The organism is Microcoleus sp. A6-C6 (genome assembly GCF_036705955.1).
Classification (GTDB): Bacteria; Cyanobacteriota; Cyanobacteriia; order Cyanobacteriales; family Microcoleaceae; genus Microcoleus.
In genome coordinates this window covers 16,785-36,636 of the sequence record NZ_JAUBVR010000007.1, presented here as the reverse complement: position 1 = coordinate 36,636, position 19,852 = coordinate 16,785, and the positions used below count along the sequence as shown (strand labels likewise).

Here is a 19,852-nt window from a genome sequence, read left to right as displayed (position 1 = left end):
TGCTTTTACCTAACAACAACTCAACCAAAACGGCCGCTGACATAATCCAAAGTAGACTCTTCCTTCGGACTTTGGAAAATCACCTCAGTTTTGTCACACTCCACAAGATATCCAAACCGCTTCCCATCGTCAGAAAGTTTAGCATTGAAAAAAGCAGTCAGGTCAGAAACCCGAGAAGCCTGCTGCATATTGTGAGTCACAATCACGATGGTATACTTTTCCTTGAGTTCCCGCATCAACTCCTCAACCTTAATCGTCGAAATCGGGTCAAGAGAAGCGCAAGGTTCATCCATTAAGACTACATCAGGATTAATCGCGATCGCCCTAGCAATACACAAACGCTGCTGCTGGCCGCCCGAAAGCGAAAAACCGCTTTGCTTCAACTTATCCTTCACCTCATCCCACAAATAAGCTTGGCGGAGGGATGTTTCCACCAACTCATCCATATCCCCCTTGTAATTATTCACCCTCGCACCGTAAGCAATATTGTCATAAATCGACTTCGGGAAAGGATTCGGCTTTTGAAACACCATCCCAATCTTGCGGCGCACCTCCACAGCATCAATATCAGGATCATAAAGATTTTGACCATGATAATCAATCCGGCCCTCTAAACGAAACCCATTAACCAAATCATTGAGGCGGTTAAAACATCGCAAAATTGTACTTTTGCCGCAGCCAGAAGGCCCAATCAAAGCAGTAATGCGATTTTTAGGAATCTCGATACAAACATTTTTAACAGCGTGAAAACCGCCGTAAAAGATATTGATATTTTCAGTCCGTAAAACAGTTTCCGTTTGCTTATCCAAATCCATCATACAGTTAATACTCCAATCGAGTTTTACAAATGACCAATTACAAATGACCAATGACAACTGACCAATAACAACTGTCAACTCTCAACTGTCAATTGTCAACTGATTAATAAACTTTTTGGCGAGTAGCCCAGCGAGAAAGAATACTCGTCAGCAAAACCATCAACACCAAAATCAAAGATGCCGCCCAAGCCAACTCTTTCTGTGCCTTAAAAGGAACAGTTGCAAAGTTGTACACCAAAACCGAAAGACTCGGAGTTGGCTTATCAAATCCCGCCGGCCAAAAAGGCGAATTCAGCGCCGTGAAAATCAAAGGAGCAGTTTCTCCAGCAGCGCGAGCAATTGCCAGCGTCACACCAGTTAAAATAGCCGGAATTGCCGCAGGCAAAACCACCTGTAACACCGTTTGATAATTAGAAGCACCCACGCCCACCGACGCCCATCTGATATCTTGCGGGACGATTTGTAGAGCTTCGTCAGTAGTCCGCACAATCGTCGGTAACATCAGCACAGCAAGCGCCGCGCCCCCGGCAATTGCCGAAAAACCTCCCATATTTACCACGAACAAACCGTAGGCAAATACCCCGGCAATAATCGAAGGCACGCCGCTGAGGACGTTAGTCGCAAAGCGCACCCAGCGAGCAATGTTGCCGCTGCTGAACTCCGACAAATAAACGGCGGCTAATACACCAAAAGGCACAGCAATTAGAGAAGCTATTCCTACGGTCATTAACGTACCAACAATTGCATTGGCGATACCACCTCCCGACAGTCCGGGTGCGGGTGGTAGTTTGGTAAATAAATCTAAATTCAGGCGATTAAAACCTTGTACTGTCACATAGGAAAGCACTGCGAACAAAGGCAGCAGAGTGACAGCCAGACAAGCTCCAGCTAGTACCGTCATCGCTAGATTGAACAGCGATTGCGGACTATTTTTAACCTTCTTCAAACTACCTATTTTTTGTTCTAAAGAATTCTCGTCGGGGACGGGATTTGACATAAACTAAAACTATGTAGGAAATTGTGGCAAACTTCTAGTTGTACTTAGCTCTGACTCGAGAAACAATCCACTCTGCCAAAACATTGACAATCAGAGTCATAATAAACAGAATTAGTCCGGTGTACATGAGAGCAGCCACTTGCAATCCAGAAGCTTCGGCAAATTGATTTGCCATCAGAGAAGCAATGGTATTTGCAGGAGCTAGCACAGAAGCACTTAACTGATTGGAATTACCAATTAACAGCGTTGCAGCCATTGTTTCTCCCATCGCGCGGCCCAAGCCGAGCATAATTCCGCCGACAATGCCGGAAAAAGCCGCTGGTACGAGGACTCTAAAGATTGTTGTCCAGCGAGTTGCTCCCAAACCCAGAGATGCTTGTCGCAAGTCGGGCGGGAGACTGGCTAAAGAGTCGCGGGAAATAGCAGTAATAATGGGCAAAGTCATAATCCCCAAAATTACTCCGGCGGGTAACATTCCCGGGCCAACTGGCGCTGTGCTAAAAATCGGCAGCCATCCGAAGTTACCGTTGAGAAACTTTCCGATGTTGGTAATAATGGGGATCAATACAGCAATTCCCCACAAACCATACACTACGCTGGGAATGGCGGCTAAAAGTTCTACTAAAAAAACTAAAGCTGTACGCACTGGCAGCGGCAAAAAGTCTTCGCTCAAAAAGATGGCAGTCCCTACTCCTAATGGTACTGCAATTAGGAGCGCGATCGCAGAACTGACGATCGTCCCATAAATCATCGGCAGCGCACCGTACTCTTCTTTAACGGGATTCCAATCACTGCTAAACAGAAAGCCCAAACCGTACTGTTGAATCGCTGGTAAAGCTCTGAAAGCAACGGTGAGCGCGATTACCAGCAAAATTACGCCAACTCCGATTCCCAAAACCCGAGTCAGCCAGATAAAGCCTTGGTCTAAGGATTTTTCTATCCGAGAGCGGGAACGCTTCTCTGGTTGAGCGGTGTTACTATCTGAAATCATAGACAAAAATTCTCAAAAATATTAAGGAAAAATCGCATTTTTGGGAAAAACTTAGAAGGAAGTAGAGAACTACACAGGCGCTAGAAGGAATCAAAATACACAGGCGTCCCGCCTGTTCCACAAGGAGGAAGAGAAGAGAAGAAAAGACAAGGTGTTGACAACTGATGCACTGATTCTTATCTAAAAGAAGGGCGGGTTGATTAATCCCCTGACTTTTTAACAAATATTTCTGGCAAAACCCGCCCTTACAGAAATATCTCTTTTCCTTCTTCCTTCTTCCTTGTTCCTTCTTCCGTCTTCCTTCTTCCTTCTTCCTTCAATTACTATTTGCCAATCTCAATCTTGTAGTCGGGGCTGATGCCGTCGGCTGCCAAAGCAACTTTTTCTCTGACATTTTGGGGCAGAGGAACGTAGCCCAATTCGGCACTAACTTTTTGACCTTCGGTTAAGCCGTATTCCACCATTGCCTCGATGGCTTTGGCTTTGTTGGGGTCTGCAACTTTTTTGGGGACGAGCATCCAAGTGTAGGTGACAATTGGATAGGATTCAGCGCCTTCGGGGTCTTCGATAAATGCTCGCAGATTTTCGGGCAGGGGCACTGTTGCTAGAGCTTTAGAAGCTGAGTCGTCGGTAGGTGTGACAAAGCTGCCTGCTTTGTTTTGCAAAGATGCAAATTTGACGTTGTTGTTTTTGGCGTAGCCGTATTCGATGTAGCCGATGCTGCCTGCTGTTTGCAGGAGTTGGCTGGTGACGCCTTCGTTGCCTTTTGCGCCTACGCCTACGGGCCACTGTACTGTTTTGCCGTCGCCTACTGCTGTTTTCCAGTCGGGGCTGATGGCACTCAGGTGTTTGGTGAACACGGCTGTGGTACCGCTACCGTCGGAACGGTGGACAACGGTGATGGCTTGGTCTGGCAATTTAGCGCCTGGATTGGCTGCGGCAATTTTGGGGTCGTTCCACTTGGTAATTTTACCTTGGAAGATTTCTGTGTAAACGTCTCTGGGCAGTTTGAGTTCGGGTACCTCTGGCAGGTTGTAGCCGATGACGATGCTGCCGGCTGTCATGGGTAGCAAAATCACGCCTTTGTCTGCTGGAACTTTGGCGATTTCGTCGTCTTTCATGCCGGTGTCGCTGGCCCCAAAGTCTACTGTGCCTTTGGTAAATTGTTCGACTCCGGCCCCACTACCTACTGATTGATAGTTAATTTGTACTTTGGGGTTGATTTTGTTGAAGTCTTGAAACCAACGCTGATATAGAGGGGCGGGAAATGAGGCGCCTGCTGCGGTTATGGCTACGTCTGAGGCTAGGACGAGTTTGCTGTTTGCGGCTGTGCCTGTGGCTGCAACGGGGGATGCTGCTGTGTCGCCGGGGCTGGGGCTGCTGCTGGTTGTGCTGCTGCCGCCACAAGCTGCTAAGCTGAGGGCGATCGCCATAGCGGAAATTGCGGTAGTCACGCGATTCGGATTAATCAAGTTGAGACGAAAAAGCATAGGTATACAAAATTTGCGATCGTTATACGGATGTCCCGCCATAGCATATCGCGCGAAAGTAAAGCTTAGGTTAAAAATATTTACATTTTATCTTAATCTAATGTTAACCAAGATTAAATTAACTTCATTGATGAGCTTGACAAGTGTGATTTTATCAGATGGGTGAAAGATCAATTTGTGGGGAAACAAGGGTGCGATCGCCCGGCTGCGAAAAATTCCCACGATCAAAGTATCACAACATCCTGGTTTGAGAACCAGAAAACCCTACAATGATGGTTGTTTTGACAGTAGTGCTAGTATTGAGAACTTAAAAGTTGCGGGCATTCCAGGCTGCATCTGACAAATGCTGATGATATAGCAACCGCCCTGACGGTTAGGACGTTCTGGCATTGCACAAACATAAACTGTCGGTTACAACTTCCTCTTGAGTTCTTCCTCTTTGCCTTCTGCCTCCTGCCTTCTTCCTGATGACCAATGACCAATGACCAATGACCAATGACCAATGACCAATGACCAATGACTAATGACTGATGACTAATGACTAATGACTAATGACTAATGACTAATGACTAATGACCAATGACTTCAACATCTGCTATAATGCCTGCTCCTATTGAATTAATCTGGGCTTTTATTGGTTTACTCCTGACGATAGGAGGCACTTTTTTACCTGCATCTGTCACAATGCCGATCGGGTTTTGGGACGATCGCGGACTTCAGGCATACTCTTTAGGTGTTACTTATCAAATTGGAGCAGTATTGCTAGTAGGCTGCATGGGTGGCAAAAATGCTGCGGCGCTCTCACAAATTGCCTATTTGGTATTAGGATTAACTTTGTGGCCAGTTTTTGCTCAAGGCGGCGGCATCGGCTATCTCAAAGAAGCGAGTTTTGGGTATTTGCTGGGTTTTGTGCCTGGTGCTTGGGTGTGTGGCTGGGTGGCTTTTAAGGTGGCTTCGCGGCTGGAATCGATGGCTTTTAGTTGTTTGTGCGGTTTATTTACCGTTCACGCGATCGGCTTAATTTATCTAATTTTTAGTTACTTGCTGATTCCGGGTAAAAAAACACCTTTATTCGATGAGATTCTGAAATATTCGGTTTATCCCCTGCCGGGGCAATTGGCGGTGGTTTGTGCGATCGCACTTCTGTCATTTACTTTGCGACGCTTGATGTTTTATTAATTTGTCAGTTGTCATTGGTCATTAGTCATTAGTCATTAGTCATTAGTCATCAGTTATGATATTAGGTTATACTGTGTTTGCGGATTGGTGAGCAATCTCACTGCGACTCAGAAATTTGCGTAACTTTTTTCCTGCCCGATGTCCTATATTTTACTACCTAATCCATGCGTTTTAAAAGAAATCCCTTATTCTGGGTTGCTGCTATTATCAGTTTAGTTTTAGACCACTTGACTAAGTTTTGGGTGGTGCAAAATTTTGACTTGACAGTTCCCCCGCAGACTCAGCCACTGTTACCTGGGATATTTCACTTCACCTATGTTGTTAATACCGGTGCAGCTTTTAGTTTGTTTAGCAATGGGGCGATTTGGTTGCGGTGGCTGTCTTTGGGCGTGAGTGTGGGATTGATGATTCTAGCTTGGTTTGGCCCGCGAATTAATCGCTGGGAACAAGCTGGCTACGGTTTGATTTTGGGTGGCGCACTGGGGAACGGGATCGATCGATTTGTGTTGGGTCATGTTGTGGATTTTATCGATTTTAGGATAATTCGGTTCCCGGTATTTAATCTGGCAGATGTGTTTATTAATGCTGGGATTATCTGTTTGCTGATTGCAACTTTTCACGGTGCACCGCCACCATCGAAAAACCGAGATGATCGCGATTCTATTTCAGAGTAACTTGGAAGCAGGAAGTTCCGCAACGGATTGTGTAGCGGATGTAACCGATTTAATAAGTGTTAGCTAACTAGCCGTAGGGTTCATCAGAGGGAGATTTTTAGTTTGCGATTCAAACATTCTGCTCGAAGCAGCACGCTACAATAACTTCGGTAATGGCTTAAAATGATACATGAACAGACTTATTGTTAACACTAAACTTGCTTGCCTGTGACTCCTAATCCATTTGCCCAAGAACGCCTGCTATTTGCCCCAGCAACCCCCGATGCTGATGCTATCCCGACTATTTTTGCATTTCCCAACGAGTACACGGTTGGTATCACCAGTCTCGGCTATCAGATTGTGTGGGCTACTTTGGCTGTGCGATCGGATATTGAAGTCAGCCGTTTATTTACTGATATCCGCGAACAACTTCCCCGACATCCAGAATTATTGGGATTTTCGCTTTCTTGGGAACTAGACTATGTAAATATTCTCAATTTATTGGAATCTTTAGACATTCCGATTTGGTCATCAAAAAGAACTGATAATCATCCAATTGTATTCGGTGGTGGTCCGGTATTTACTGCTAATCCTGAACCTTTTGCAGATTTCTTTGATGTGATTTTGCTGGGAGATGGCGAAAATCTGATTGACAATTTTATTGATGCTTGTAAAGAAGTTCGTAGCGCCGACAGACAAACTAAATTGCGTCATTTAGCCCAAGTTCCGGGAGTGTACGTTCCCAGTTTGTACGAAGTAACTTATCTGGATGCGACTCAGGGGATTAAATCGATTCAGCCTGTGGATTCGGAAATTCCCAGTATGGTTGAAAAACAGACTTATCGCGGCAATACTTTATCTGCTTCGACTGTGGTGACAGAAAAGGCGGCTTGGGAAAATATTTACATGGTGGAAGTGGTTCGCAGTTGTCCAGAAATGTGCCGTTTCTGTTTAGCAAGTTATCTAACTTTACCATTTAGAACTGCGAGTTTGGAGGATTCGCTAATTCCGGCGATCGATCGCGGTTTAGCTGTGACTAATCGTTTGGGTTTGTTGGGTGCTTCTGTGACTCAACACCCGGAATTTGAACAGTTGTTGGAGCATTTGAATCATCCGAAATACGACGGTGTGCGGCTTAGTCTTTCTTCGGTGCGGACGAATACGGTGACAGTTAAATTGGCGCAAATTTTGACAAACAGAGATAGTAAATCTGTGACTATTGCGGTGGAAAGCGGTAGCGAGCGCCTCCGTAAGATTGTCAATAAAAAACTCACTAATGATGAAATTATCCAAGCTGCTATCAATGCTAAGGCGGGGGGATTAAAGGGGATTAAACTTTACGGGATGGCGGGAATTCCTGGTGAAGAGATGGAGGATTTGGAGGAGACGGTGGCGATGATGAAGGCGATTAGAAAAGCTGTTCCTGGTTTGCGATTGACTCTGGGATGCAGCACTTTTGTGCCGAAATCTCACACTCCTTTTCAGTGGTTTGGTGTGGATAAAGATGCGGAGAAGAGGCTGAAGTTTTTAGATAAAGAAATGCGGAAGTTAGGGTTAGAATTTAGACCTGAAAGCTATAACTGGTCTGTGATTCAGGGTCTGTTGTCAAAGGGCGATCGCAGATTGTCTCGGCTGTTGGAATTAGTGCGCCATTACGGCGATACTTTGGGCAGTTATCGGCGAGCTTTTAAGGAGTTGCGGGGACAGTTACCGGAGATGGATTTTTATGTTTTTCAAGAGTGGGAATTAAATCAGGTTTTGCCTTGGAGTCATTTGAAAGGGCCGCTACCGGAGGCGACTTTGAAGAAGCATTTGGCTGAGGCGATGACTCATTTTAAGACGGAGGATTTGCAGTTGACGAGTTAGGAAAGAGGATGCGAAAGTCTACACAAACGAAGAACAGACGGCGGTTGAAACCGCGTCTACACAAACGATGTCCGGATGGTGCGCGGACTGAAGAAAATAACGTAATTTTAATTAACCGCGCGGTATTCAACCCGCGCACCATCCGGGTTTTGTTTGTAGAGACGCGGTTTTTAACCGCCCGGTCTTCTGGACTTACAATAGGATTTAAAAAATGCCTAAAAGTTTACCGTATCATGACTTTTTGATGGCGCGACTAAAAGACCACAGTTTTGCGGCAGTATATCTCGAAACTCATTTTGAATTAGATGAAGGCGAAGAACCTGATCAAGCATTAATCAGACTTGCTTTGGGCGATGTAGCCGAAGCTTTGGGTAAACCCAAAATGACTCCTGAAGAATATGAACTGCACTTAAAAAAACTGGATGAATTGCTTTCGCAGCAAGGAAGTGATACAATCTATAATCTGGGAAATTGGCTGAATGCTTTGGGGTTGAAATTAACTGTTGCTGTTTGTACTTAGACAGAGGATAATACTATAAATGTTGAAGCGCGATCACAATTAACTGTCTAACCCAACTATAATATAATTATGCCCGAAGTTCACCCCAGGGAAATTCAGCGTTATGTCACATCAGAGGGCAGAGTACCTTTCGCTGAGTGGTTTGATTCGTTCAAAGATACGAATACTAAAGCCAAGATTAGATCTAGGCTAAACCGAGTTATTTCTGGCAATTTCGGAGACTATCGTTCAGTTGGAGAAGGAGTTTGTGAACTCAGAATAGACTATGGCCCTGGTTTCAGAATCTATTTTGGGCAAGTAGGAACAACAATTGTACTTCTTCTGTGCGGAGGAGATAAAAGCACTCAAGACCGAGATATCCGCCAAGCAATAGAATACTGGACTAATTACAATAGGAGTTAAAACAATGGTTAAAAGTATCCCGGATCATCCGTTTTTAATTGAATCTCTGAGAAAAAATCTGGCATTGTCAGCAGCCTATATAACCGCGACTATAGAGGAAATAGATCCGGAACCTGAACTGCTGAAGCGGGCACTTACCGATGTAGCAGAAGCTATAAGCCAACCAAAAATGACTCCAGAAGAATATGAATTGCACTTAAAAAAACTGGATGAATTGCTTTCGCAGCAAGGAAGCGATACGATTTATAATCTGGGAAATTGGCTGAATGCTTTGGGATTGAAACTAACTGTTGCTGTTTGTACTGATGCTGTTTGTACTGATACAGAGGATAATACTGCAAATGCTGAAGCGCGATCGCAATTAACCGTCTAGCCTAATGATCCGTAAATCCACCTGCTAATTAAACGTCAAATACGGATAGCTAAAAAGCTTGCTGTATATATCTTCTTCCTTCTTCCTTCTTCCTTCTTCCTTCTTCCTTCTTCCTACAATGCCCAATTTTAAATATTCGTCGCTGATTAATGCCACCGTTGAAACAGTCTGGAACTTTCACGAAAGGCCAGATATTCTGCAAATGTTGAGTGCACCTTGGCAACCGGTGAAAATCATTCGCCGCGAGGGGGGACTCGATGTGGGTGCTGTATCAGAATTTCGGCTGTTATTGGGGCCGATTCCGGTAAAATGGGTGGCGACTCATACTGAGTGCGAACAATATCGCTTATTTGTTGATGAACAAACTGAGGGGCCTATGGCGCGTTGGACTCACCGACACGAGTTTACCACAGAAAATGGCCAGACCCGATTGACAGATGCGATCGCATTTTCGATACCGGGCGGCCCAATTGTCGATTTGTTATTAGGTTGGTGGGTGGAAATGCGGTTAACAGATATGTTTCGCTACCGCCATGAAGTTACAAAAAGAGAGTGCGAAAAATATCCCAACAATGGCTGACAATTTTCAGGCTGATTTAGTATAATTCATAAACTTTGAAGTGGCTGCTTCGACGAAAGCCCGAAAGATTCCGCAGTGGGCGAGACTTTTTGTCGATAGTTCTGGATGCCACTGAAGTGCTACGATCCAAGGATGATATTTATACTCCATTGCTTCCACTAAACCGTCGGGTGCTCGCGCTACAATTTGCCAATCAGGTGTCACATTCTGCACAGCTTGATGATGCCAAGAAACAACTGTTGTTGCTGTTGTTCCCATGATTTTTGCTAACCGACTGTCTGGATCGATTTTAATGATATGCTCGATCGCACGTGGGGGAATTCCGGTTCCGTGACTAACATCCTCTCCGTAAGCATCTGGTACGTGAACGACCAAATTACCACCGCTGGCTACATTCAGGATTTGCATTCCCCGGCAAATCCCCAACACAGGTATGTCCGCCTTCAAAGCTAGCTTAGCTAAGTTTAACTCAAAATTGTCGCGTTCTGCGTTAATTGAGTAAACTGTGCGATCGAGCAAACCGCCATAATGTTCTGGGTTGATATCTCCACCACCTGAAAAAATCAAACCATCTACGGCATCAAAAATACTAGCTGGATTTAATTGATTGGGCGGCAGTAAAATCGGAATGCCACCTGCCGCCTGCACTGCATCAATATAAGTTCCATTTAAGCAATATTCGCCTGCTGGGCTGCGGTTGTAAGTTGTAATGCCAACGATGGGATGTTTTTTCATTTCGTTGAAAGTGGGAGATAATTATTTACATTGGTTCTCGGATATTCTAGTATTATCAATAAGTTTTTATTGCACGGGCTAGAAGCCCATGCTACCAGAAAATTTACTGATTGTGGAACAGGCATCTTGCCTGTCTTTTGTATAATTACTTGTGATTGATTCCTAGATTAAACTAAGTATTTCCTGAATTTCTGTCTAATTTGTAACAGTTTTAGGATTAGTTTCCGGCAGCGGTTGGCGCGTGCACAGATAAGCCAATGGCCCGAATAGTGGTACTAATGTTACTGCCCAAAATGCTGTAGAGTTCTGCATTCCTCGGCGCGCCATATCGTCGGCTAATAAAGCAGGAAATACCAGGCAAAGCATACAAAAATCTAAACTCATGACATGGATAAAGCGGCTAGTTTGCCACTGGTGAACAAAATCAGACCAATCGCCTTTTGTCAAGCCAAAGGCAACTAACGCAGCAGCGCCTAATGTGAGGAGAATCCCAGTAAAACGGGAATCTAATATTTTTAAGAAGACATTTTTAGTGCCGGAAAATTCTGGATTAGGTTCGCGCAGGGCTAGATAAGGCAGCAAGGCAAAAGCGCCCACGCCAAAGGACAAAGTTGCAAATAACCATGCAGGTATTTTCTGCCCTCTGCCGTCGGCAAATAAGACGCAACTGTATATGAGTGGCCAGACTCCCATGATGTTGAATAAGGCTACAATTAAAGGGTTGATGTCTGCTACTTTGCCTGTAGAAAGATTGGTAATTAGTGCGATGGTTTCTGGGCTGTCGGGTGGTGCGAATATAAATGCGTAGGTGCTGAAGGCAATCCAAAGCAACCCAAATCCAATTTTTCTCGACATAGTTAGTTTTTTTACTTTTGATATTAGTATAGCAATTTTCAATAAGTTTTGAACTTTTTTATTAACCGCAGAGGGCGCAGAGTACGCAGAGGAAGAGCAGAGGAGAGAAGATTATATTTGAATGTATTGCTATTTAGTGTTGCTGATTTTGGGCAGATTGCTAAATTTTTGCATGAATTGGCGATCGATCCAATCTTTCCAGTACCATAGTAGCGGTGATTCCCACATAAAATAGCCGCGAGAGGCGATCGCCCTTTTGTTCCCAGTACCAATCAAGCCTAAGTATTCTTCCTGTGGGGCAAAGGGTTTCAGCGGTTTTTGCAATAAAAAATTCTGCAAATTTTCAAACAGCGGTTTGCCCTGACGCACGGCAAAAACCCCTGCCTTGGGACGGGGATAATTAACCATCGTAGCGATGTCTCCTGCCCCAAATACGTTGGGGTGAGAGACTGATTGCAGGCAATCGTTGACTTGCATAAAGCCGTTTGAGTCGATCGCTAATCCCGATTCTCCGATCCAATAGGCGGCGGATGCTTGTGTCACCCAAAAAATGCGATCGCACTCAACGCTCAAACCAGATTCACAATATATTTGGGCATTGGGCATTGGGCATTGGGCATTGGGCATTGGGCATTGGGCATTGGATGCTATTTCAATCATTTCTTGGTTTTCTATGGCACAGACTTTTTCCATTAAATGTACTTTAACGCCACGACTAATCAGAATTTCTTTGAGGCGATGACGTACTCTATAGTTATGTCCCGGCATCAATTCAGCACCGCTATGAAATAAGTGAATTTCTAATCCCTCTTCCTGCTTAAACTTTCCTCTCTCCTTTAAAATCCATCCGTTACATCCGTTACGAAATCCGTTGCCGAACTTCCTTCTTCCTTCTTCCTTCGCCATACGAGATTGCATATTTAATGCTAATTCTACGCCGCCCGCACCGCCGCCGACAATGGCAATCCGCAGAGGTTTTTCGGGATGATTTTGTCTTTCGGAAATTAACTGATTCCAGCTAGCTAAAAACTCCGGCACAGGTTTAGCTGGAATGGCATATTCTGCGGCACCTGGCACTGATAAAGTCGCGGGAGTGCTGCCGATATCCACAGACAGCAAGTCAAAATCAACCGGAGGACGAGTTTGACAAATAACTTGATTTTTGCTAAAGTCGATCGCGATCGCCCGATCGACCAATATGTGACATCCAGCAAACTCCGCGAGCGATCGCAAATCGATGTGACATTCATCATAATCGTAAAAGCCAGCAACGTGCCCCGGCAGCATCCCCGAATAAGGCGCGTACAGGACATCGCTGATCAGAGTCAAACGCACTCCCGGCAGCGGTTTCATGCCGAACATTTTTAATACAATAGCATGACTGTGACCGCCGCCAATTAAGACTAAATCTTTCACAATTACAGATGTTCGATCGAGATGTTCTTTCCCCCGATATTGTACAACACTCGCATGGATTGGGCAGGACTGTCCGGTCAGGAGAGCTGGCAGCGCGTAATTAACAATTGCCCCAGCACGTTGACATCATACTCTCACTTACCCTCTGGATTACGGATGATACTTGGTCGAGTTGCGATCCCACATTCAGCACAAATAGCTGTAGACTGTAGAGCGAGCAAATTTTATCACCAAATTATGCCGGGGTGCGTTTGATAGCTAACTCACCATTCACAACTATGACATTACGGATTATTCCTCGCAGTTGGCTGCGATCGATTAAAAGCCTGTTACCACTACTGTTTGCCATCTCATTCATTGTAGTATTGCTGGTGAATAACGTGATTCCGGCGATCGGCCAACAACCCCGCCAGGAAATTCGCGGAGTTTGGATGACGACAAACGACAAAGACATCCTCAGAGATAGGCGCAAACTAGGAGATGCCATCACTCAATTAAAGCGGTTAAATTTCAACACAATTTATCCCGTAGTTTGGAACTCTGGCTATGCAATGTATCCCAGCCCAGTCGCCCAGCAAAGAGACATTCAACCCTTTGTTTACAGAGGGTTAGACGGACAAGATATGATTGCAGATTTAATCAGTCAAGCTCACCGCCAAGGCTTGCTAGTAATTCCTTGGTTTGAGTTTGGTTTCATGACTCCTCCCACCTCAGAATTAGCATTAAACAATCCCGATTGGCTCACCCAAAAACAGGACGGTAGCCAAACATCAAACGGTGCGGGTGGCGAAGTAGTTTGGCTCAATCCGTTTCATCCAGAAGTGCAGAAATTTATTACCGAACTCGTACTAGAAATCACCACACAATACAACGCTGACGGCATCCAATTCGACGATCACATGAGTTTGCCGTCAGAATTTGGCTATGACGAATACACAGTTGCTTTGTATACCAAAGAAACCAAAAAAACACCTCCAACAGATTTTCAAGACGCAGCATGGGTGAAGTGGCGAGCCAATAAAATTACGGCTTTCATGTCGCAACTAAATCAAGCAGTCAAAGCAGTCAAACCCAATGCAATTTTCTCGATTTCTCCCAATTACTACGAATTTGCTTACAAACATCACCTCCAAGATTGGCTGGCTTGGGTGCGTTTGGATATTGCCGATGAACTAATTGTGCAAGTTTATCGTCCCAATTTAGAATCATTTGTGGACAAAATTAACCGTCCAGAAATGCAAGAAGCACAGCTAAAAATTCCCACCGGAGTTGGGATTATGACAGGATTAAGAAATCGCCCAGTAGCGATTGAGCAAATCAAATCTCAGGTGCTGGCAGTTCAAGAATACGGCTTAGGTGCGGCTTTCTTCTACTACGAAAGCTTGTGGGAAGATGCGCCCGAATCAATTGGCGATAGACTTTCTCATTTCAGTGCTTTCTTCCCATATTCTGCATTCCGTACAGCGCTACAATCACCCAGACGTGCAGCGACTTTCCCTCCGCCACCACCACCCAAACCAGATCCTAAAAATAAGCAACAACAACCTATCAAAAATAGCCCACCTTCGCCCTCACCAACCACATCAAAGAAGTAGGGTGTGCACTGCGCACCGGTTGAGTTTGTAACTAACAAACCATAGTTTGATCTCAAAATCAAAACGCTGAAACTGAGTCAACCGGTGCGCAATGCGCACCCTACAAGCTGAACTGGTGCGCATTGTGCACCTACAAATCAAGGCTAACCGCAAAAAGTTTCCACGCATCGTACAAACATTTCTACACCCATCCCCAAGGCAGTTTCATCAAAATCAAAACGCGGGTGGTGGTGCGGGTAAGCCAAGTTTTTCTCTGGATTTGCAGAACCCAAAAAGAAATAGCAACCGGGGACTTCTTGCAAAAAGAACGACATATCCTCGCCGCCCATTGTTTGACATTCCGGCACGATTCCCGCAGGAGTTTCTACAACCGATTCGGCTACGCTGCGTACTAAGTCAGCCATGCTCGAATCGTTGATGACTGGCGGGTAAAGGGCGCAATAATCGAGTTTGTAAGTTGCGCCGTGACTCTGACAAATTCCGTCAATTATTTGTTCGATTCGCTTGTCAAAATAACCTTGATATGCTGGATGAAAATAGCGCACTGTGCCGCCGATTTGGGCGGTGTCGGCGATGACGTTGTGGGTGTGCCCTGCGTGGAATTTGCCGACTGTTACTACGGCTGAGTCGATCGGGTTAATGTTCCGTGCGACAATTGACTGTAGGGCGCTGACAATTTGGGCTGTAACTACGATCGCATCTACAGTCTGATGTGGCATTCCACCATGCCCACCTTTACCAAAAATCGTGCAGTCAAAAACTTCTACAGCCGCCATCAGCGCGCCACTACGGACACCAACAGTGCCTAAAGGTAGATTGTTCCACAAATGCAAGCCGACGATCGCATCAACATCAGGATTCTGCAAAACTCCCGCTTCAATCATCGGTTTTGCGCCACCGGGGCCTTCTTCGGCGGGCTGAAAGATGAATTTTACTTGACCCGAAAAACTGTGTTTATGCTTTGCTAGATAACAGGCTGTCCCAAGGGCGATCGCAGTATGCCCATCATGACCGCAAGCGTGCATAATACCATCATGCTGCGATCGATAATCCACCTCATTTTCCTCTTGAATCGGCAAAGCATCCATATCAGCCCGAATTGCCAAAACCCGCCCCGGTTTGCCGCTGTCTATCGTTGCCACAACACCAGTTTTAGCAATATTAGTTTGATGTTCTATTCCCCATTCCTGCAACTTTTGGGAGACAAACTGCGCCGTTAAATTCTCGTCAAAACTCAACTCCGGTTTTTGGTGTAAGCGGCGCCGCCATTCGACTAACTGAGGCTGCAAATTTCTAATCTCCAGCCGCAACTGAGATAAATCGACATCAGTTAAATTCGGTAAAGTAGAAACCATGTTTTTTCTCCTTTTTAAATTATGAACAACTTGTAAAACTCTCTCTTTTCTTCCTCTGCGCTCTCTGTGTTCTCTGCGGTTAAAAAAATCTTATTCAAAAATCAAATATAAATGCTATGTCAACCCTATTTGAGTTGTGCCGGAGATTTTTTTTGGATGAACCGCAGAGGGCGCAGAGTACGCAGAGCAAGAGAGGTGTTGAGACTAGGGTTATTTAGCAATTTTAGAAACTAAATTAACTCCTGGCAATAAACGTTCTAAATCTAATTCTGAAGCTGATGCCGCTAATTTTTTCAGGTCATTTGGATCATCTAAATATGGCAAAGTACCCAACACAGGAATTTGAGTCAGCGACTGAATTAAATCGATCGGTGTCCAGTCGGCAATTTCTTGCTCAGAACAAGCTTGAACGCAATTAAGCACAATTCCTCTCAGCTTAAAACCTGTGTGTCTGGCGAGAGCAACATTCGCTACAGCTTGCCCGATCGCACCTAACCTCACAGGTACCACCAAAACTCCCCTCAACCGCCAATCCCTGGCAATATCAGCCACCGTCAATTCCCGCGTTACAGGCGAACCCAGCCCTCCCAAAGCTTCCACCAACACAAAATTCTTGCGCTCACAGAGACTTTGCAGCGTCGTCCAGACCTTTTCTAACTCAATATTTTTCCCCTCCCGTTCGGCAGAAATCGGCGGTGCTAGAGGCGCGCTAAAGTGCAGCGGATTGAGTTCTTCGGGGGATTGGTCGAGTGTAAATAAACGGGTGTAGAGTTCGCGATCGCCCGTTCCGGTTTGCAGCAGTTTCATAATTCCCAAACTGCGATCGCGAAAATACATTTGCCAATAAGCAGCCAGAGCGCTGGTCAAAACAGTTTTGCCCGCGTCAGTATCAGTTCCAGTAATTAGCAGCGAGTTCATCGGCAAATAGCTAATAAGTAATTGGCTTCAACTTTAGTCTAGGGGAATTTTGCCAGAACTAGGGTGAAGGCGAGGGTGCGGGAGTTGGCGCAGGTTCCGGTGACGGCGCGGGAGTTGGCGCAGGTTCTGGTGACGGTGCGGGAGTTGGCGCAGGTTCCGGTGACGGCGCGGGAGTTGGTGCGGGAGTCGGTGCGGGAGTCGGTGACGGTGCGGGAGTTGGTGCGGGCGTCGGTTTCGGTGCCGGAGTTGGTGCGGGCGTCGGTTTCGGTGCCGGAGTTGGCGCGGGAGTTGGTTTGGGCGTCGGTTTCGGTGCGGGAGTTGGTGCGGGAGTTGGTGCGGGAGTTGGCGCGGGAGTTGGTTCCGGTGTTGGCGCGGGAGTTGGTTCTGGTGTTGGTTCTGGCGGTAGCGTTGGAGTTATTTCCGGCAAAGGTTCTGGAGTTATTTCCGGCGAAGGTTCTGGAGTTAGTTCCGGCGAAGGTTCTGGAGTTAGTTCCGGCGAAGGTTCTGGGGTTGGTGTTGGTTTGAGTGTCGGAGTCGGTGTTGGCAATGGTTCTGGGCTTGGTATCGGATTTAGTATCGGCGTCGGAGTTGTGAATGCTGGCGCTGTCGGAGTTGCTTTGGGCGTCGGTTTGTTGAGAAATGAGCCTACCAAGGCCCAGGAACCGAAGCCTGTCAAGATGACTAAGCCCGTTAATAGTCCGATCGCAGCCACGGGATTGTCCCACAAAGAGCCACCAGCAGGCTCAATTAGAGGATCTGGCTGGTTTTGCGGGCCGGCACTTAGGGGCACCATCGGCTCGGATTCTGGCGGCCTACCCACGGCTACCGTTGCGATTAGCGAAGCATTTGACGGCGCGACTGCTGATGCTGGTGGTGCAGTTGGCGCGTTAGATTGAGAGTAAGGATTCGTTTGGCCGTCGAGTGCTTGGGCGACTTCGCTGACAGATTGATATCGATCGCCCGGAGAGCGATTTAACATCCGATTCAGTACCAAAGCTAAACCCGCGCTCACCTGCACTCGCTGCTGCCAATTCCAGTGCAGCGTTGTTTGATCCAGCAATTCCTGCGGTTCTTTGCCTGTCAGCAGGACGATCGCCGTTACAGCTAAAGCATACAAGTCACTGCTGGCCGTGGCGCGCCCGCTTTGCAACTGTTCCATCGGCGCGTAGCCGATTTTACCGACTGTTGTCGCGTGGGCTGTTCCTTCGGGAGACTGAACCTTGGTAGCGAGTTCTTTCACCACTCCAAAGTCAATCAGTATCGGCAACTGGTCATTTTCCCGGCGGATGATATTTTCCGGCGAGATGTCGCGGTGGATGATGCCGCGGGCGTGAATGTGAGCCAGTACCGGCAGCATTTGTCGGATAAATATCAAAACTTCTGCTTCACTAAAGGTACGGCCTCTAGCAGGATCGAGTAACAGTTCGCGGTAAGTCATGCCTTCCACGTAATCCTGCACTAAAAACAAACGTTGATTCTCTTCAAATATTGCCCGAAACTGGGGAATTTGCGGGTGCGCAATTTGGTAAAGTATTGCCGCTTCTCTTTGAAACAATTCCTTCGATTTTTCCAAAACGTAAGGCCCGCTTTGCATCGGAATCAATTCCTTTAGGGCGCAGCGTTCTTTAAACCGCCCCTCGTCTTCTACTAAATAAGTCCGACCAAATCCCCCTTGACCTAAAATATTCACCAAGCGGTAGCGGTTTTGTAGGAGAGTTCCAATAGCAATAGGTGGCTGCATAAGTTTAAGTAGAAATTGGTGAAATACCTAACACTAACCTTACGGTGAGCGTGTAGGCTTCGTGTCTCGTTTGCCGTTGCTCTGTTGGGGATATCCATTGCTGAATATTCGTCACCAAAGACGATCCAAGTCTTACACAGCATCTCTGGCTTTACAGCCTTTATCCCTTCGTAGGAACCCACGCAGAAGCCCTGTTTCCCAAGGCAAAAAACTATTTCGTATGACAAACTTGGATTGTATTTCACATTGGGACGTATCGCAATAACCAGCGGTCTGTCTTTTCCCCCTTTCTCTCGCAGTTGTCCGAGGCCAAGCATATTACTGCTGCTGTAGCCTCTTGTTCGCAGTCGAGTGGGTGGGTCGCAACCACTTATATCATACCATCTTTTTGTGAGAAATTCACTGACTTTGTTTGGCTTATATCCCAGCGCTGAATTGAGTACAATTACAGCGTGGGACTTACGCCAATTAAGTTAAAAAATAGGCGATCGCTAGACGGACGGCGGTTTCAACCGCCCTAAATCTTTAATGCTCAAGATCCTACTTCACTGCTTGTAGTTCCCAGTCCCGACCAAAGTTAGCATTTTACATTTTTTTGAGCGACTTTGAGAAATCGGGTTTTTGTGGGCGATCGAGAAGAATGGGCAACCACAGGGGGTTTGCCCCGATATTTCGTTTATTTGGGCGATCGCAAAAGCGAAAAATTAGGAGATTTGCTGCTACATTCTTCCCAATGACAACTCCCAACTCCCAACTCCCAACTGCCAACTGTCAACTGTCAACTGTCAACTGTTAAGCTTTGCTTTCACCATGTCTTGAATTCTGTTACCATCTGCCTTGCCCTTAAGCTGCTGCATTGCCTTACCCATCACCTTGCCCATATCTTTTGCAGAAGTAGCGCCCACCGAGGCAATCACCTCGTCAACGACTTGACTCACCTCTTCATCTGACATCTGCGCCGGCAAATACTCTTCCAGAATTGCCAACTCCGCCACTTCTTGTGCAACTAAATCTTCGCGGCCACCTTTGCGGTATTGATCGATCGAATCCCGGCGCTGTTTCGCTATCTGCATCAAAATTTCCAATTCTTGAGCTTCTGTCAGCGTATCTTGCCCCGAAGGACGCAGACTGACCTCTTTTTCGAGAATAACTTTCTTGATGCCGCGAACTGTTTCCAAGCGAACTTTGTCCTTGGACTTCATGGCTGCTTTGATTTCTGCGTCAATCCGTTCTCTTAAGCTCATCGATTTCTACCTTGCTTTCCCTAATATCAAAAATCTGGAGTATACTTCCGATTCTTAACTGTTTTTGCAGTTTTTGGCAAGTTTATTGCCTGTTGGTGGCATTTTGATCACCTTGATCCCAAAT

At 46.0% G+C, this 19,852-nt stretch carries 22 protein-coding genes; 10 read left to right on the top strand and 12 right to left on the bottom strand.

The features are described 5' to 3' along the window. Nucleotides 1-20: 20 nt before the first annotated feature. The 4 genes from pstB to pstS form a co-directional block, all read right to left on the bottom strand. The gene (pstB, locus tag QUB52_RS04965; protein WP_442923160.1) at nucleotides 21-818 is read right to left on the bottom strand and encodes a phosphate ABC transporter ATP-binding protein PstB; all 798 of its coding nucleotides are present in this window, start codon (nucleotides 816-818) and stop codon (nucleotides 21-23) included. A gap of 103 nt (nucleotides 819-921) precedes the next feature. Beyond that, nucleotides 922-1,815 carry a phosphate ABC transporter permease PstA gene (gene pstA, locus QUB52_RS04960; protein WP_332967636.1) on the bottom strand — a complete coding sequence of 298 codons (894 nt, stop codon included), beginning with the start codon at nucleotides 1,813-1,815 and terminating at the stop codon, nucleotides 922-924. 34 nt (nucleotides 1,816-1,849) lie between these two features. Further along, entirely contained in the window at nucleotides 1,850-2,806 is a 957-nt protein-coding gene (pstC, locus tag QUB52_RS04955; protein ID WP_332967637.1) for a phosphate ABC transporter permease subunit PstC, read from the bottom strand. A 323-nt stretch (nucleotides 2,807-3,129) separates the two neighbouring features. Next, on the bottom strand, nucleotides 3,130-4,296 hold the full coding sequence (pstS, locus tag QUB52_RS04950; protein WP_332972401.1) for a phosphate ABC transporter substrate-binding protein PstS: 1,167 nt from the start codon (nucleotides 4,294-4,296) through the stop codon (nucleotides 3,130-3,132). A gap of 175 nt (nucleotides 4,297-4,471) precedes the next feature. On the opposite strand from pstS, the gene QUB52_RS04945 reads away from it, so the two are divergent. From QUB52_RS04945 to QUB52_RS04915, 7 genes are all read left to right on the top strand, one after another. Then, nucleotides 4,472-4,636 (top strand): hypothetical protein, encoded by a 165-nt coding sequence (locus QUB52_RS04945; protein WP_265233790.1) that lies wholly within the window; start codon nucleotides 4,472-4,474, stop codon nucleotides 4,634-4,636. Between the two features lie 260 nt (nucleotides 4,637-4,896). Beyond that, nucleotides 4,897-5,475 (top strand): biotin transporter BioY, encoded by a 579-nt coding sequence (locus tag QUB52_RS04940; protein ID WP_265233889.1) that lies wholly within the window; start codon nucleotides 4,897-4,899, stop codon nucleotides 5,473-5,475. 164 nt (nucleotides 5,476-5,639) lie between these two features. Continuing rightward, nucleotides 5,640-6,149, top strand: a complete 510-nt coding sequence (gene lspA / locus QUB52_RS04935) for a signal peptidase II (RefSeq protein WP_265233789.1) — start codon at nucleotides 5,640-5,642, stop codon at nucleotides 6,147-6,149. A 207-nt stretch (nucleotides 6,150-6,356) separates the two neighbouring features. After that, nucleotides 6,357-7,994, top strand: coding sequence for a B12-binding domain-containing radical SAM protein (locus QUB52_RS04930; protein WP_265233788.1), 1,638 nt, complete (start codon nucleotides 6,357-6,359; stop codon nucleotides 7,992-7,994). Between the two features lie 211 nt (nucleotides 7,995-8,205). Beyond that, nucleotides 8,206-8,514 carry a helix-turn-helix domain-containing transcriptional regulator gene (locus QUB52_RS04925; RefSeq protein ID WP_265233787.1) on the top strand — a complete coding sequence of 103 codons (309 nt, stop codon included), beginning with the start codon at nucleotides 8,206-8,208 and terminating at the stop codon, nucleotides 8,512-8,514. Between the two features lie 69 nt (nucleotides 8,515-8,583). Beyond that, complete coding sequence (locus QUB52_RS04920; protein WP_265233786.1) at nucleotides 8,584-8,916, top strand: type II toxin-antitoxin system RelE/ParE family toxin; 333 nt, start codon at nucleotides 8,584-8,586, stop codon at nucleotides 8,914-8,916. A 4-nt stretch (nucleotides 8,917-8,920) separates the two neighbouring features. Beyond that, nucleotides 8,921-9,289, top strand: a complete 369-nt coding sequence (locus tag QUB52_RS04915; RefSeq protein WP_265233785.1) for a helix-turn-helix domain-containing transcriptional regulator — start codon at nucleotides 8,921-8,923, stop codon at nucleotides 9,287-9,289. Between the two features lie 24 nt (nucleotides 9,290-9,313). Here the strand turns inward: QUB52_RS04915 and QUB52_RS04910 are convergent, their stop codons facing one another. After that, nucleotides 9,314-9,445, bottom strand: coding sequence for a hypothetical protein (locus tag QUB52_RS04910; protein WP_265233892.1), 132 nt, complete (start codon nucleotides 9,443-9,445; stop codon nucleotides 9,314-9,316). On the opposite strand from QUB52_RS04910, the gene QUB52_RS04905 reads away from it, so the two are divergent. Next, nucleotides 9,408-9,869, top strand: coding sequence for an SRPBCC family protein (locus QUB52_RS04905; RefSeq protein ID WP_265233784.1), 462 nt, complete (start codon nucleotides 9,408-9,410; stop codon nucleotides 9,867-9,869). The two genes, QUB52_RS04910 and QUB52_RS04905, sit on opposite strands and share 38 nt — an antisense overlap. A 6-nt stretch (nucleotides 9,870-9,875) precedes the next feature. On the opposite strand, the gene QUB52_RS04900 is transcribed toward QUB52_RS04905, so the two are convergent. The 3 genes from QUB52_RS04900 to QUB52_RS04890 form a co-directional block, all read right to left on the bottom strand. Next, nucleotides 9,876-10,604, bottom strand: a complete 729-nt coding sequence (locus QUB52_RS04900) for a gamma-glutamyl-gamma-aminobutyrate hydrolase family protein (protein ID WP_265233783.1) — start codon at nucleotides 10,602-10,604, stop codon at nucleotides 9,876-9,878. Between the two features lie 195 nt (nucleotides 10,605-10,799). After that, complete coding sequence (locus QUB52_RS04895; RefSeq protein WP_332972400.1) at nucleotides 10,800-11,459, bottom strand: DUF2834 domain-containing protein; 660 nt, start codon at nucleotides 11,457-11,459, stop codon at nucleotides 10,800-10,802. A 129-nt stretch (nucleotides 11,460-11,588) separates the two neighbouring features. Next, entirely contained in the window at nucleotides 11,589-12,875 is a 1,287-nt protein-coding gene (locus tag QUB52_RS04890; protein ID WP_332972399.1) for an FAD-dependent oxidoreductase, read from the bottom strand. Nucleotides 12,876-13,153: 278 nt separating this feature from the next. Between QUB52_RS04890 and QUB52_RS04885 the strand changes: the two genes are divergently transcribed. Further along, the gene (locus QUB52_RS04885) at nucleotides 13,154-14,470 is read left to right on the top strand and encodes a glycoside hydrolase family 10 protein (RefSeq protein WP_332972398.1); all 1,317 of its coding nucleotides are present in this window, start codon (nucleotides 13,154-13,156) and stop codon (nucleotides 14,468-14,470) included. 143 nt (nucleotides 14,471-14,613) lie between these two features. Here the strand turns inward: QUB52_RS04885 and QUB52_RS04880 are convergent, their stop codons facing one another. From QUB52_RS04880 to QUB52_RS04870, 3 genes are all read right to left on the bottom strand, one after another. Continuing rightward, nucleotides 14,614-15,825 (bottom strand): M20 family metallopeptidase, encoded by a 1,212-nt coding sequence (locus tag QUB52_RS04880; protein WP_332972397.1) that lies wholly within the window; start codon nucleotides 15,823-15,825, stop codon nucleotides 14,614-14,616. Between the two features lie 210 nt (nucleotides 15,826-16,035). Further along, nucleotides 16,036-16,743, bottom strand: coding sequence for a dethiobiotin synthase (gene bioD / locus QUB52_RS04875; protein ID WP_332967655.1), 708 nt, complete (start codon nucleotides 16,741-16,743; stop codon nucleotides 16,036-16,038). A 58-nt stretch (nucleotides 16,744-16,801) separates the two neighbouring features. Continuing rightward, a complete protein-coding gene (locus tag QUB52_RS04870; RefSeq protein WP_265233777.1) occupies nucleotides 16,802-18,484 on the bottom strand; it encodes a serine/threonine-protein kinase in 1,683 nt (560 codons plus the stop codon). Between the two features lie 605 nt (nucleotides 18,485-19,089). On the opposite strand from QUB52_RS04870, the gene QUB52_RS04865 reads away from it, so the two are divergent. After that, nucleotides 19,090-19,221, top strand: coding sequence for a hypothetical protein (locus QUB52_RS04865; RefSeq protein WP_332967658.1), 132 nt, complete (start codon nucleotides 19,090-19,092; stop codon nucleotides 19,219-19,221). A gap of 48 nt (nucleotides 19,222-19,269) precedes the next feature. Here QUB52_RS04865 and QUB52_RS04860 read toward each other — a convergent pair whose 3' ends face one another. Continuing rightward, a complete protein-coding gene (locus tag QUB52_RS04860; RefSeq protein WP_265233775.1) occupies nucleotides 19,270-19,728 on the bottom strand; it encodes a GatB/YqeY domain-containing protein in 459 nt (152 codons plus the stop codon). Nucleotides 19,729-19,852: the final 124 nt, after the last annotated feature.